The sequence below is a fragment of the Candidatus Arthromitus sp. SFB-rat-Yit genome (genome assembly GCF_000283555.1).
Taxonomy (GTDB): Bacteria; Bacillota; Clostridia; order Clostridiales; family Clostridiaceae; genus Dwaynesavagella.
Genome location: NC_016012.1, coordinates 600,921 through 614,271, shown reverse-complemented (window position 1 = coordinate 614,271; position 13,351 = coordinate 600,921). Strand labels below are relative to the sequence as shown.

At 27.2% G+C, this 13,351-nt stretch carries 16 protein-coding genes; 4 read left to right on the top strand and 12 right to left on the bottom strand.

Annotated features, from left to right (window positions below; genetic code table 11):
• Nucleotides 1-5 precede the first annotated feature (5 nt).
• The 5 genes from plsX to pta all read right to left on the bottom strand — a co-directional run bounded on the left by plsX (nucleotide 6) and on the right by pta (nucleotide 4,087).
• On the bottom strand, nucleotides 6-998 hold the full coding sequence (gene plsX / locus RATSFB_RS02890; protein WP_014094548.1) for a phosphate acyltransferase PlsX: 993 nt from the start codon (nucleotides 996-998) through the stop codon (nucleotides 6-8).
• A gap of 58 nt (nucleotides 999-1,056) precedes the next feature.
• Complete coding sequence (gene rpmF / locus RATSFB_RS02885; protein ID WP_014094547.1) at nucleotides 1,057-1,239, bottom strand: 50S ribosomal protein L32; 183 nt, start codon at nucleotides 1,237-1,239, stop codon at nucleotides 1,057-1,059.
• Nucleotides 1,239-1,748 (bottom strand): YceD family protein, encoded by a 510-nt coding sequence (locus RATSFB_RS02880; protein WP_014094546.1) that lies wholly within the window; start codon nucleotides 1,746-1,748, stop codon nucleotides 1,239-1,241. The genes rpmF and RATSFB_RS02880 overlap by 1 nt, the downstream gene beginning before the upstream one ends.
• A gap of 99 nt (nucleotides 1,749-1,847) precedes the next feature.
• A complete protein-coding gene (locus RATSFB_RS02875) occupies nucleotides 1,848-3,044 on the bottom strand; it encodes an acetate/propionate family kinase (protein ID WP_014094545.1) in 1,197 nt (398 codons plus the stop codon).
• Nucleotides 3,045-3,088: 44 nt separating this feature from the next.
• Nucleotides 3,089-4,087: a phosphate acetyltransferase gene (gene pta, locus RATSFB_RS02870; protein ID WP_014094544.1), complete on the bottom strand. Its 999-nt coding sequence runs from the start codon at nucleotides 4,085-4,087 to the stop codon at nucleotides 3,089-3,091.
• 187 nt (nucleotides 4,088-4,274) lie between these two features.
• On the opposite strand from pta, the gene RATSFB_RS02865 reads away from it, so the two are divergent.
• Together RATSFB_RS02865 and ylbJ are read left to right on the top strand one after the other, a co-directional pair.
• Nucleotides 4,275-5,465, top strand: a complete 1,191-nt coding sequence (locus RATSFB_RS02865) for a nucleotidyltransferase (RefSeq protein WP_014094543.1) — start codon at nucleotides 4,275-4,277, stop codon at nucleotides 5,463-5,465.
• Between the two features lie 81 nt (nucleotides 5,466-5,546).
• Nucleotides 5,547-6,557, top strand: coding sequence for a sporulation integral membrane protein YlbJ (ylbJ, locus tag RATSFB_RS02860; RefSeq protein WP_044035527.1), 1,011 nt, complete (start codon nucleotides 5,547-5,549; stop codon nucleotides 6,555-6,557).
• 245 nt (nucleotides 6,558-6,802) lie between these two features.
• On the opposite strand, the gene RATSFB_RS02855 is transcribed toward ylbJ, so the two are convergent.
• The 6 genes from RATSFB_RS02855 to RATSFB_RS02830 are packed head-to-tail and all read right to left on the bottom strand — an operon-like array spanning nucleotide 6,803 to nucleotide 11,609.
• Nucleotides 6,803-7,615: a Cof-type HAD-IIB family hydrolase gene (locus tag RATSFB_RS02855; protein ID WP_014094541.1), complete on the bottom strand. Its 813-nt coding sequence runs from the start codon at nucleotides 7,613-7,615 to the stop codon at nucleotides 6,803-6,805.
• A gap of 22 nt (nucleotides 7,616-7,637) precedes the next feature.
• Entirely contained in the window at nucleotides 7,638-8,153 is a 516-nt protein-coding gene (locus RATSFB_RS02850) for a hypothetical protein (protein WP_014094540.1), read from the bottom strand.
• Nucleotides 8,154-8,157: 4 nt separating this feature from the next.
• The gene (gene coaD / locus RATSFB_RS02845) at nucleotides 8,158-8,646 is read right to left on the bottom strand and encodes a pantetheine-phosphate adenylyltransferase (RefSeq protein ID WP_014094539.1); all 489 of its coding nucleotides are present in this window, start codon (nucleotides 8,644-8,646) and stop codon (nucleotides 8,158-8,160) included.
• Nucleotides 8,639-9,208: a 16S rRNA (guanine(966)-N(2))-methyltransferase RsmD gene (rsmD, locus tag RATSFB_RS02840; protein WP_014094538.1), complete on the bottom strand. Its 570-nt coding sequence runs from the start codon at nucleotides 9,206-9,208 to the stop codon at nucleotides 8,639-8,641. Before rsmD ends, coaD begins: the two co-directional genes overlap by 8 nt.
• A 10-nt stretch (nucleotides 9,209-9,218) precedes the next feature.
• Nucleotides 9,219-11,234: an ATP-dependent DNA helicase RecG gene (gene recG, locus RATSFB_RS02835; RefSeq protein WP_014094537.1), complete on the bottom strand. Its 2,016-nt coding sequence runs from the start codon at nucleotides 11,232-11,234 to the stop codon at nucleotides 9,219-9,221.
• Between the two features lie 33 nt (nucleotides 11,235-11,267).
• Nucleotides 11,268-11,609 (bottom strand): Asp23/Gls24 family envelope stress response protein, encoded by a 342-nt coding sequence (locus RATSFB_RS02830; RefSeq protein WP_014094536.1) that lies wholly within the window; start codon nucleotides 11,607-11,609, stop codon nucleotides 11,268-11,270.
• A 204-nt stretch (nucleotides 11,610-11,813) separates the two neighbouring features.
• Here RATSFB_RS02830 and rpmB point away from each other — a divergent pair, with 204 nt between their 5' ends.
• On the top strand, nucleotides 11,814-12,005 hold the full coding sequence (gene rpmB / locus RATSFB_RS02825; RefSeq protein ID WP_014094535.1) for a 50S ribosomal protein L28: 192 nt from the start codon (nucleotides 11,814-11,816) through the stop codon (nucleotides 12,003-12,005).
• Between the two features lie 69 nt (nucleotides 12,006-12,074).
• Here rpmB and RATSFB_RS02820 read toward each other — a convergent pair whose 3' ends face one another.
• Nucleotides 12,075-12,398, bottom strand: a complete 324-nt coding sequence (locus RATSFB_RS02820) for a TipAS antibiotic-recognition domain-containing protein (protein ID WP_014094534.1) — start codon at nucleotides 12,396-12,398, stop codon at nucleotides 12,075-12,077.
• A 153-nt stretch (nucleotides 12,399-12,551) separates the two neighbouring features.
• Between RATSFB_RS02820 and RATSFB_RS02815 the strand changes: the two genes are divergently transcribed.
• Nucleotides 12,552-13,313: a trypsin-like serine peptidase gene (locus RATSFB_RS02815; protein ID WP_044035526.1), complete on the top strand. Its 762-nt coding sequence runs from the start codon at nucleotides 12,552-12,554 to the stop codon at nucleotides 13,311-13,313.
• Nucleotides 13,314-13,351: the final 38 nt, after the last annotated feature.

The window sequence follows — 13,351 nt, the reverse complement described above, 5'->3', positions numbered from 1 at the left end:
ATTTTTTATAAATAAAGTTTTTCTATAGAACTTATAATTTTCTCATTAACTAGCTTAAACGCTGTATTAATTGAATTTTTTATAGTAATTTCATTCGAATTCCCATGAGATTTTACACATACTTTTTTGACACCTAAAAATACAGCTCCTCCATATTTTTTATAATCATATTTACCCTTAACTCTATTCAAAAAAGACGGTACAATTTTTTCAACTATCTTATATAAAAAATTTTTTGAAATATCCTTAATAGCAAGTGAGATTATATGTTTACTAGTTCCTTCCATTATCTTTAAAGCAATATTCCCAATAAAACCATCGCACACAACAACATTTGTATCATCTTTAAATATATCTCTTGCTTCTAAATTCCCCTTGAAATTAATATTTGGATCATTCATCAATTGATCATACGCCTTTCTAATAACAGAATTACCCTTATTCTTTTCTGTTCCAATATTTAATAATTTTACAGTCGGATTATCTTTCTTGAATAATATTTCATAATAAAGCCGACCAAGATCAGCAAATTGTACAATATTTTTTACATCACAATCAACATTAGCCCCTGAGTCCAATAAAATAAATCTTCCATTTTCTCTATCTATTATAGGAGCAAGTGCAGGTCTAAAAACTCCTTTAATCTTCCCCACGGTAAACAAACACCCAACTAAAAAAGCACCACTATTACCTGTAGATACAATCCCATCATAATCCTTATCAATTAATTCATTAAGTGCAACAACCAAACTTGATCTTTTTTTACTCCTTATAGATTTAACTGGTTCATCATAACTATAAATAATATCCTCTGCATCAACTATATTAATTTTATTTTTATCAAACTCATACTTACTTAACTCTCGCAAAATTTCCTTGCTCTTTCCAACTAAAATTATATACAAATCCTTATTTTCTTTTGAAGCTAATATCGCACCCTCTACATGAGCCTTAGGCGAATTATCTCCCCCCATGCAATCAAGTACTATCCTAATCATTTTTCTACCCCTAAAAAACAAACTACCTAAACTAGAAAAACTAATTTAGGCAGTTCCATTAATTTTTAACTGACACAACTTGCTTACCATTATAAAAGCCACACTTTTTACATGCTCTGTGAGGCAATTTAATTTCATGACATTGTGGACACTCCATAACATTTGGAGCTGATAACTTAAAAGTTTGTGCTCTCCTACTATCTCTTCTCCCATTAGAAAATTTACGCGCTGGATTTCCCATTACTCCACCTCCTTAAAATCTGCAAAAATTTCTTTTAACTTATAAAATGCATTGCTAAACTCTTCCTTTTCACAACTACATTTATTATTATTTAAATCTACGCCACACTTTTGACATAAACCCAAACAACCATCCTTACATAATTTTTTCTGAGGTATACTAACAACTACACAATTCTTTATATAACCTTTAAAATCTAAATTTTGGTCGGAATCTAAAATAATATCCTCATCCAAATTATTTAATAACATCTCATCGTCACACTTTAAATCAAAATCTTTAATAAATTCAATTAGACATCTGGAACAATTAAAACTAAATTTCGTATGAATGTCAAATTTAAATTGTATCAAATCATCAGAAATTAATACATTCGCCTTAACCCTAATATCATCAACAAATTTAAAATCTTCTCCATCATAAACATTAAGATCCTGTAATGGAATAGAAAACTCTTCATCCCTCTTTAAAACCTTATTCTTTTTGTATTCTCTCAAATTTATCTGCATGATTTAATTTAACCTCACTTAATAGTCCAATGTGTGACTAAACATTAAATTATCATATAAATTATATAATTCTACTACATAAATTGTCAATATTTAAAATTACTTCAATAATGCTTGAGTATCTTTCGCTATAACAAGTTCTTCATTCGTTGGAACTAAATAGACTTTAACTTTAGAATTATCTGAAGAAATTTCTGTCAACTTTCCTCTTACATTATTTTTATTTTCATCAATTATAATTCCAAGATTCTCCATATCTTTACAAACATTATATCTTGTAATAGGAGAATTTTCACCTATACCTGCAGTAAATACAATAGCATCCACTCCATTCATTGCAGCAATGTAAGCTCCAATATAAGACTTAATTCTATAACAATACATTTCTAAAGTTAATTCCGCTCTCTTATCGCCTTGTTTTTGTAAATCCTCAATATCTCTTGAATCACTGCTTTTCCCTGAAACCCCAAGAAATCCAGATTTCTTATTCATAAGTTCATCTACTTCTTTTGCACTCATATTAAGCTCATTTATTAAAAATGTTACAACTGCAGGGTCTATATCTCCACATCTTGTGCCCATCATAAGCCCTTGTAATGGCGTGAATCCCATTGATGTATCAACACTTCTCCCGCCATTAATAGCACTAACACTAGCACCATTACCTAAATGGCAAGTTATTATTTTTAAATTTTCTATATTTTTACCCATAGCCTTTGCACATTCATTTGCAACAAAGAAATGACTTGTTCCATGGAATCCGTATTTTCTTATTGAATATTTTTCATAGAACTCATATGGTAATCCATACATAAACGCTTTATCTGGTATAGTTTGATGAAATGCTGTATCAAAAACAACAACCATAGGGGTATCTTTCATCAACTCTTTACACGCTTTTATTCCTATAAGATTCGCAGGATTATGAAGTGGTGCAAGCTTAATACACTCTTCTATATTTTTTATAACATTTTCATCTACGATAACAGATTTAGAATATTTTTCTCCACCATGTACTACCCTATGTCCAATAGCATTAATTTCGTTTAAGTCTTTTATTAATCCAAATCTCTTATCACATAATGTTTCTAAAACCAACGCAATAGCTTCTTTATGATCTTTAAGATCAACTTCCACTTTATACTTCTCATCAGATCCAACAATTTTTTGTTCTAAATTAGAGCCTGATATACCTATTCTCTCAACTAGACCTTTAGCAATTGCATTTTCTGTATCCATATCAATCAATTGATACTTCAAAGAAGAGCTTCCACAATTTATAACCAAAATTTTCATTCCACTATCTCCTTAACATAATTATGTTTTTCCAAAGTGTATAACTATTTTGTTTTAGCCTGAACTGCTGTAACCGCAACCATAGTTACAATATCGTTCACACTACACCCTCTTGATAAATCATTTAAAGGTTTAGCAAATCCTTGACATATTGGACCTATAGCATCTGCATTAGCTAATCTCTCAACAAGCTTATACCCAATATTACCTGATTGAAGATCTGGGAATATTAAAATATTTGCCATTCCTTTAATTCTGCTATTAGGTGCTTTAGTTTTACAAACATCAGCAACTATCGCAGTATCTAATTGAAGTTCACCTTCAATCATTAAATCAGGTCTTAACTCATTTGCAATTCTATGTGCTTCAATAACCTTATCTACCAACTCATGCTTTGCACTACCCATTGACGAAAAAGATAATAATGCAACCTTGGGATCTACCCCACTTAAAGCTTTAGCGTTATCTGCAGTAGATATAGCTATACATGCCAATTCTTCAGCTGTTGGATTCGGATTAACTGCTGAATCTCCAAAAAATAATATTCCATCATGACCATAATTTTTATTAGGAACATCCATTATAAAAAAGCTTGAAACAATTTTTGTTCCCGGGGAAGTCTTTATTATTTGCATTCCAGGTCTTAAAAGATCTGCTGTTGTATGTACGGCACCAGAAACCATCCCATCAGCATCCCCATTTTTAAGCATTAAAGTCCCAAAATATATTTCATCTTTAACTATTTCCTTAGCTTTTTCAATAGTCATACCCTTATTTTTTCTTAATTCAAAAAATAAATTCACATATTCATCATATTTTTCTGACTTAATTGGATCGACTATAATTGCACCCTCTATATTAACTCCTAAACTGTTAGCCTTAGATTTAATTACATCTTCATTTCCTATTAATACAATATTCGCTATTTTTTCCTTAATAATTTTTTCAGTAGCTTTAATAGTTCTCTCTTCAGTTCCTTCTGGTAAAATTATTTTTTTTACATCATTTTTAGCTGACTCTATAATTTTTTCTAATAGTCTCATATATAGCTCCTTCCAAAGCAACAAAATATAAACTCACTTCAATTATAAACTACTTACCTACACTCTTCAACCATTATCTATAATCACAAAATCAAAACAATACATGTTTACATGTTTAAAATTTTACTTTATATTACAATTTATAATATATTTTTTATTATTTATTTTTAAAAAGGAGTTTGTTTTAGTGAAAGTTGTTGCCATAATATCTGAATATAATCCATTCCACCTTGGACATCTCCATCAAATCGAACAAATCAAAAAAATATTCCACACAGAAGATGTTATAATTATTTCAATCATGAGTGGTAATTTCATACAAAGAGGAGAACCCAGCATTATAAATAAATTTAAACGTTGTGAATCTGTTATTAAAAATGGTGTTAATTTATGTTTAGAAATACCTGTACACATTTCCTTGTCTTCTGCAGAAAATTTTTCATATGGTGCAATTAAAATCCTAAATTCTCTAAAATGCGTAGATTACATTTGTTTTGGGTGTGAAATTCCAGATGAAAAAAACCTAGATTTAATTGCGAATATCTTAATAGAATCAGATAAAACAATTCATTCCAAATATTTAAACAAAGGTTATTCATTCGCAAAAGTACAAGAGTTAATTGTGCTTGAAAAATCTAGAAATGAAAACTTAACAAATTTAATGAAAAGTTCCAACAACATTTTAGCAATCGAATATCTCAAATCTTTAAAAATTTTAAACAGTAAGATAAAGGCACTACCCATTAAACGAATCGGAAGTAACTATAATGATAGATCTTTAGATAAAATTTTTTCATCTGCAACATCAATAAGAAATATTTTGAACAATAATTCTGATATATCTATCATCAAAGATCATGTTCCAAAAGAAACTTTTAAAATCTTAAAAGAATCTTTCACTGAAAAATGTTTTGTAAATAGAGAAGATATGTTCCCATATTTAAAATACAAACTTTTAACGAATAAACAATTATCAAAAATCAATGAAATAAGCGAAGGACTTGATAACAAATTTTACGCAGAAATTAATAAATCAAACTCTTTAAATAATTTGATCTTAAATGTAAAATCAAAAAGATATCCATATTCAAGATTGAGTCGAATTCTTTGCAAATTTTTTATAGGATTTGAAAATTATAATATAAAAGAAATTGAGGATCTTCATAACTATGTCAGGATTATCGGGTTTGATTCAAAAGGAAAATCTTTGTTAAACATAATCAAAAAATCTTGCGATATAAATTTAATCTCAAAGTTTGACAAAAAGACTTCATCAATAGCAGCATTAGATATTTTAAGCACAAGAGCTTATTCTATTTTAAGCAAAAAAACGTTACCTAACGATGACTTTACACATCCTCCAGTTATGGAATATTAATTTATTCATATTTTATAATATCATAATATTTTTTTTCTTTCATAAAAATTAATAAAGACGAAAGAAAGGATGATAAATTAATTGTTATTATTTTTAATTTTATCGGTTATGATATTATCAATTTTTTATATCTCTGAAAAATCTAAAATAAACGCCATAACAACATTCATAATAACAATACTCATAACCTACTTAATAATTTTCCCAAAATCATCAATTGATTCAATTATAAATGGAACTGATTTGTTTATGAAATCAGTCTTTCCAACTTTATTTCCATTTTTAATTTTAACAAATATTTTAATAAACTATGGTGGAATAGATATTTTCGGAAAATTACTTGGTCCTATAATATCCAAACCACTAAGGATTTCAAAAAATTCTATTTTCCCACTACTTATAAGTTTTATATGTGGATACCCATTGGGAATAAAGTATCTAAATGATATGTACAACCAACAAATGATCAAAAAAAATGAATTCATCCGCATGACTAATATAGCATCAAATGCTAGTCCATTATTTATTATTGGTACTGTTGGCGTATCAATTCTCGAAAATAAATTTTTAGGATACATATTATTATTTTCAAATTACATATCTTGTTTGTTAATGTCTTTCATACTATATCCTAAGAATGAAACCTTGGTTACTAGCATCCCTATTAAAAAAAATAATCCTAAAAATAATTTTGGCAACATTTTAAAATCTTCATTAGAAAATTCATTGAAGACATGTGCAATGGTTGGAGGATTTATAATACTATTTTCACTTCTAAAAGAAATTATTCTAAATAACTTCTACACTCAAATTTTAATAAAAGATCTACCTATATTAAAATCAATCATTATTGGAATTCTTGAAATAACAAATGGTATAAAATTATTAAGCGACACAAACATATCCATCCAATTAAAACTTTCACTTATTAGCTTCTTTTGTAGCTTTAGTGGATTGTGTATAATTCTTCAATGCTATTCATTTGTTTATAAAAACACTGTGTTTAAAATAAATCGATATATATTTCTAAAATTTGTACAAGCTGTAATTGCATTTATCTTAACATTCCTTATTTGCACATTTACAATATAAAAAAACCTCCGCACAATGTGCAGAGGTTTTTAAGTTAGAATTTAATACTTCAATCAAATATTTTACATTTTGGAGGTATAAAATCTAGCTTCAATATTAAATCTAACAATTCTTAAATTAGTAAAAAGAAAGAATTTATTTGATATTGATTATCATTACTATGGTATTAATATACCACATTTCAAATTATATTTCAATATATTTTTAAAAAAATATAGGTTTTAAAAAACCTATATTTTAAAAATTTATAATATAAACTTATTAATAGCTTTAGCAACTCCGTGATTATCATTTGTATCGGTCACATAATTTGCAATTTCTTTTAACTTATCTATCGCATTACCCATAGCTATACCAAGTCCAGCATATTCTATCATCTCTATATCATTTTGCTGATCACCAATACAGATTACCTCTTCCTTTGAAATTCCAAAAATATTTGATAAATCTCTAATAGCATTTCCTTTATTTGAAGCTTTATGGAATAATTCGAGACATATAGGTAAACTCCTTACAACCGTATAATTTTCTCTTATATAATCTGGGATATTTTTTTGTATTATATCTAATTTTGATGGTTCTTCTGTATAAATTATCTTAAATGCTTTTGTTTCATTATTTATTTCATTTGGAAAATTCGGTTTAATATGAACAATCATTCCTATATGATCTCTTTCAAATGCTGAAAACTCATTTTCTTCTAAAACAATTGTTTCTTCAGTTTTATAATCATAAACAAGTATTTTTGCATTTAAAGCAATACCCAAATCAACTAATTTTTTCAATTCATCTCCACACAATAAATTGGCTTTTAAGCATTTCAAATTATTTGTTTTATAGAGTGCTACTCCATTGTTTGTTATTGCATATTCATCTCTTTCTGATAAACCCACTTCTTTTAAAAAATTCGTAATTGCTTTAATTCCTCTTCCTGTTGTAAAAACTACCTTTACACCTTTATCAAGAGCTCTCTTTATAGCAAAAATATTTTCATCAGAAATTTTTCCATTACTATTTAAAAGAGTACCATCCATATCAATAGCTATCAATTTATACAAAATCGATCCCTCACTAACCTATTTATTTTATTTTATCTAAGTCATCTTTTATTCTATAAGAAATATCGTCATAAAAAGTTGATATTTCCGATATATTCTTTGAGTTTAATGATTCCAATGTTTCAATAGCATTATTCTTAGTATTTTCAATATCTTCAACAAGAGATCTCAATACCTCACGAACATAATCATTTGCCCCACCTCTTATAGCTTTTGCCTCACCTTTTGCAATCTCTATAATGCTGTTTGCTTTATTATTAGCCTCAATCACAATCTCATGTTGTTCTATTTCCTTTTCAAGCATGAGTTTAGATTCTTTCATTGCTTCTTCACTAAACTTTTTTGCCTCACCTATTATTCTATCTCTCTCACTAATTATCCACTTAGACCTTTTTAATTCATCGGGTAAATCATGCAAAATCTTCTTTATTAATTCCAATATATCCTTCTTATTTAAAACTATTTTCCCGGTTATAGGAATTTCTGTGGCATTCTCAATAACCTCTTGTAAATAGTCTAATAACTGTAAAACATCCATATAATCACTCCAAAATTTTATGAATAATATCTTGTTCAATAACAGGTGGCACTAACCCCGATATATTACCACCAAATTTTACTATTTGTTTTATAGACGAAGAGCTTATGTACGATAAATTTTCTGTTGTCATAAGAAAAAATGTTTCTATATTAGGTGCCATTTTATTATTTAAAAACGCCATTTGTATCTCATATTCAAAATCCGAAAAAGCTCTCAATCCTTTGATGATAATATTTATATCTTTTTTATTCATATAATCAATTAACAGTCCTTCATAACTATCCACTTTTATTTTGTCACTATCGTTAAGATTGGATATAGATTTATTAATTAATCTTTTTCTTTCTTCTATAGAAAACAATGTTTTCTTATCAGGATTAACTAAAACACATACCATTATTTCATCAAAAATTTTAAGGGAACGCTCTATTATATCAATGTGTCCAAGCGTTATAGGATCAAAACTTCCAGGTATTATCGCTTTATTCATTATAACTCTCCTTATATCTATAAAAACATACAGTTGTATTTCCGTACTTCCTATAATCAACTAAGTTTATATTTTTAGACTCTATAAATTTACTTTCAGAACTCGATATTTTAACAATTATTAACCCATTTTTATTAAGAATATTTAAATCGTCAACCAAATTTATACTTCTATTAACATAATCTGAGTTATATGGTGGATCTATAAATATTAAATCAAATTTCTCTTTTCCCTTAAAACTCCTAAGATTTACATCAAACTCTCCTTTTATTGCAAATGCACAATCTGATAATCCGGTATTTTTAATATTTTGTTCCAAATAAGAAAAGGTAACATCGTTTTTATCACACAAATAAATTTTTTTAGCTCCTCTACTAGCAGATTCAAGCCCAAGACTTCCGGTTCCAGCAAATAAATCAAGAACAATACTATCTCTGTTTAATTCATTCTGAATTATATTAAATATAGATTGCTTAACTCTATCGAGAGTTGGACGAGTAACATCATATCCATCAGGCGAAATAAGTTTTTTCCCTTTAGCTTTACCTGTAATTATTCTCATTTAAATCTCCTTAATTAAAACAAATAGTATTATCAATTTTATCCAATTTTTTTTGAACACTATCATAAAAATCTCTTATTTCATCTATATCAAATTGATCCATATACTCAATATCTTCTTTAACTTTTTTCAAAATACCTACATCATTAATAACATCCGCAAATACAAATCCCGTATTCCCATGCTGTTTATAACCAAAAACATCTCCACTACCTCTTATTTTTAAATCTTGCTCAGATAAATAAAATCCATCATTACTTTCAAGGAGTGTAGAAATTCTTTTCATAGTAACAGGATTCATACTGCTAGTAACAAGAATACATGTACCCTCTTTAGAACCACGTCCAATTCGTCCTCTGAGTTGATGTATCTGCGAAATCCCAAAACGCTCTGCATTTTCAATTACCATTACAGTTGCATTGGAAACACTAATTCCAACCTCTATTACAGTAGTAGAAATCAATATATCAATTAATCCCTCTTTAAAACAATTCATCACTTCATTTTTATCTTTATTTTTCATTTTCCCATGCAAAATTCCAATATTACAACAAGATAAAATAGATGTCTTTAATTCTTCATACAACGACTCAACAGAAAATAAATCCATTTTTTCATTTTCTTCAATAAGAGGACAAACCATATAGCATTGTCCACCTTTATTAATTTCATCTAACATAATTTTATATTTGGCTTCTTTGTCTTCACTTTTAATATGAATTGTGTTAACCTTTTTTCGATTCGATGGAAGCTCTCTAATTGAAGAAATATCCATTCCGTTGTATATGTACAAAAATAAAGTCCTTGGGATTGGAGTCGCAGTCATAACCAATACATCGCAATTTTTATCTTTCCCTTTTTGTATAAGTTTCGACCTTTGACTCACCCCAAATCTATGTTGTTCATCAAAAATTATATACCCTAAATTTTTAAATTCAACATTATCTTCAAGTATAGCATGGGTACCTATTAATAAAATTGGAGTTTCTTCATTCAACTCCTGCTTTATCTCATTTTTTTGCTTTTCTTTAACACTTCCAACCAAAAGACGAATCTGTATATTAAATTTTTTAAATAATTTTATAGCCTCATCATAATGTTGAACAGCCAAAATTTCTGTAGGAACTATTAATGCAACCTTATATCCGTTCAACAAAACATTGAACGCCGTAATAAATGCAACAATAGTTTTGCCTGAACCAACATCCCCATGAAGCAACCTATTAATTGAAAAATCACCTTTTTGTTCAATCAAAATTCTCTTTATTGCATTATTTTGATCTCCAGTCAACTGAAATCCAAGCTCTTTTTTAAGTTCAATCAATTCTTCAGTAAAAATTTTGAACTTAATTCCACTCTCTTTTGAACTCAATTTATCTCTTAAAAGTTTTGTGTTAATAAAAAAATACATAAGCTCTTGATATTTAAATCTATATATAGCCTTAGTAAGTAGTTCTTTATTTTTTGGCAAATGTATATTTATCAAAGCATCATTTAAAGAAATTAAATTTCTCTTCTTAACAATAATATCTGGTAAATTATCTTTAAGATTAATTTGTCCAAGAACATTTCTTACTATATTTATAATTTGATTATTTCCAATCCCTTTGATAGATTTATATTTCGGTATAATATTATTTGAAAAATCTTTAATCTTCTCTGCATTAACAATTTCTATATAATTTTTTGTTTCCTTACAAGTTCCATAAACTTTATATGTATTACCTAAAATAAAACTATGTTTCATATATGGCTTATTAAAATATATTAACTTTGCGATCCTACCTTCGTAATTCCTAAGCTTAATAGTTGTAATAACCAATTTTGCTCTAATCGTTGCATCCCTAAGAATTTCCGTGACAATTCCTTCAAAAATACATTTATCTGATAAATAATCACCTACAAACTCATACGACTTTGGAAAATACATAATTAAATTTTCAATTGTTTTTATATTATTTTTCGAAAATAAATCAGCATATTTTTTTCCTACACCTTTAATGCTTATAATATCCTTCTCAAGCATACTTATCCTTCTATAAAAATCAAAAACAAAATTCTAATTTTCGTATCTAATTCCTCGAACATTAACCACTATAGAATTAATATAAAGTTCCAAGAATCTTTCAATACTATCTTTAATCAAATGAATTATGTCATTTGCTATTATGGAGATTTTAATCCCATATTTTATAATTACAAAAACATGTATATTTAATTTTGATTTATCCTCTGTTAAATTTATCTTAACTCCACTACTTAAATTATTGTTATCTTCTCTAAAGTTGCGATTTGCCAAACCAACAACAGCATTACATTCCATGGTAGCTAATGTTACGATATTTTTAATCAACTCTTCACTATAATAAACATTTCCACTTGACGTTTTAACATGTAACATAAAATGGTTCTCCCTTCCTCTTTTTTATTTTATATTAAATAAGTATATTATTCAATTAAAACAAAATCCAAATAATTATTTTCAATTATATCAAATTATCTAAATTAATATAACATTAAATTATATATTGATTCTTTTATTATTCCATGTTATCATTAAGGTTGTTTATATGTAATAGGTTTTAGGTATGGAGGTGTATATAATATGTCTAAAAGATGTGAAATTTGTGGCAAAGGTGTAGTTTTTGGTGGACAGTACAGCCATTCTCACCGTAGATCCAATAGAAAATGGACTCCTAATCTAAGAAAAATCAAAGCCGTTGTTAACAATTCTACAAAGACTATAAAGATCTGTACTAGATGTTTACGTTCTGATAAAGTACAAAGATCTGCTTAAATAAAAAGTGTAATTAAGATTTTAAACTTAATTACACTTTTTATTTTCTAAATTTAATTATTAAATACCTTATTGTTTCTCTTTAACGTCACAAAAGTAATTCATCGCTTTAGCTATATACTTTGGCATTTCTTCTCCATAATTTTTAGATAAAATTTTAGAAAAATCAGAATTAAATTCATACACCTCAGCCAATCCCCTAAACATTCCAATAGAACAATCATAAAATTTATTCATAAAATCAAAAAGATCTGATACCTGACCTTGTATATATTCATCATCATATCTATTTGAATTCATTTTATCTTGTATATTTTTAAAAATAATATCTCTTTTCTTTTGCTCTTCTATAAAATCAAATTTACTTAAAGAGCTATAATCTATTTTCCCCATACAATTAATTCACCTATTAACAATTACTTTATTTTAGATTATAATACACCTAATCCAAAAAGCAAATAAAATATATAAATTTTTTATGCTACAATAATTAAAATAGTTACTAAACAAAAGTTCATATTAAAATTAAGGAGTAAGAATTAAAAAATGAAGAATAAATTTATTAAAATATTATGCTTTCTAGTGTTAGGTGTAAGCTTAGTGCAATGTTCAAATAAAAGTCTAAATCAACAAAATAATACCCAAATAGTAACACCATCCACTACTAATAATTCTGCATCAACTGGAACTTTAATAGATGCCTCAGAAGTTAGTTCTAGTAAATATCAATCAATTGTTCCTATAATTTCAAAATCAAATGATATATTTAATGGTACTGGGGTTATCATTGGACCAAACACACTTTTAACAAATAGGCACGTTACAGAAGGTGAAACAAAAGATACATTATACGTTTCATTAAATAAAGGTAATGAAACAATTAATTTTGATATTGAAAACATAATAACATTTATACAAGAAAATTATGATTATAATCAAACAAATGTGGATTTATCAATAATTCAAGTTAAACCTAAAGATGGAAAAAATTTATATGATGGACTTGAAACTTTTAAATTAGCTACACTTGACGAAATTAAAAAAGTTGAAAATAAAACTCAAATTGAATTTGCCGGATATCCTGGTGAATCACAACCAAAATTATCTTATGACAAAGGTCAAATTGACTTAATTGAAAGTAATCTTATTTGGTTTAACTCATCAGTAAAACCTGGACAATCTGGTTCACCAATACTAAATTCAAATAATGAAATTATTGGGTTATGTAACGCTGGTAGTGAAAAAGACGGAGTTGGTTTTTTATTTACCCAAGTAGTCCTTGACTTTATAAACAATAATATTAAATAACAAAAATAGGTAAGCAGTTTGTCATTATTAATAACTGC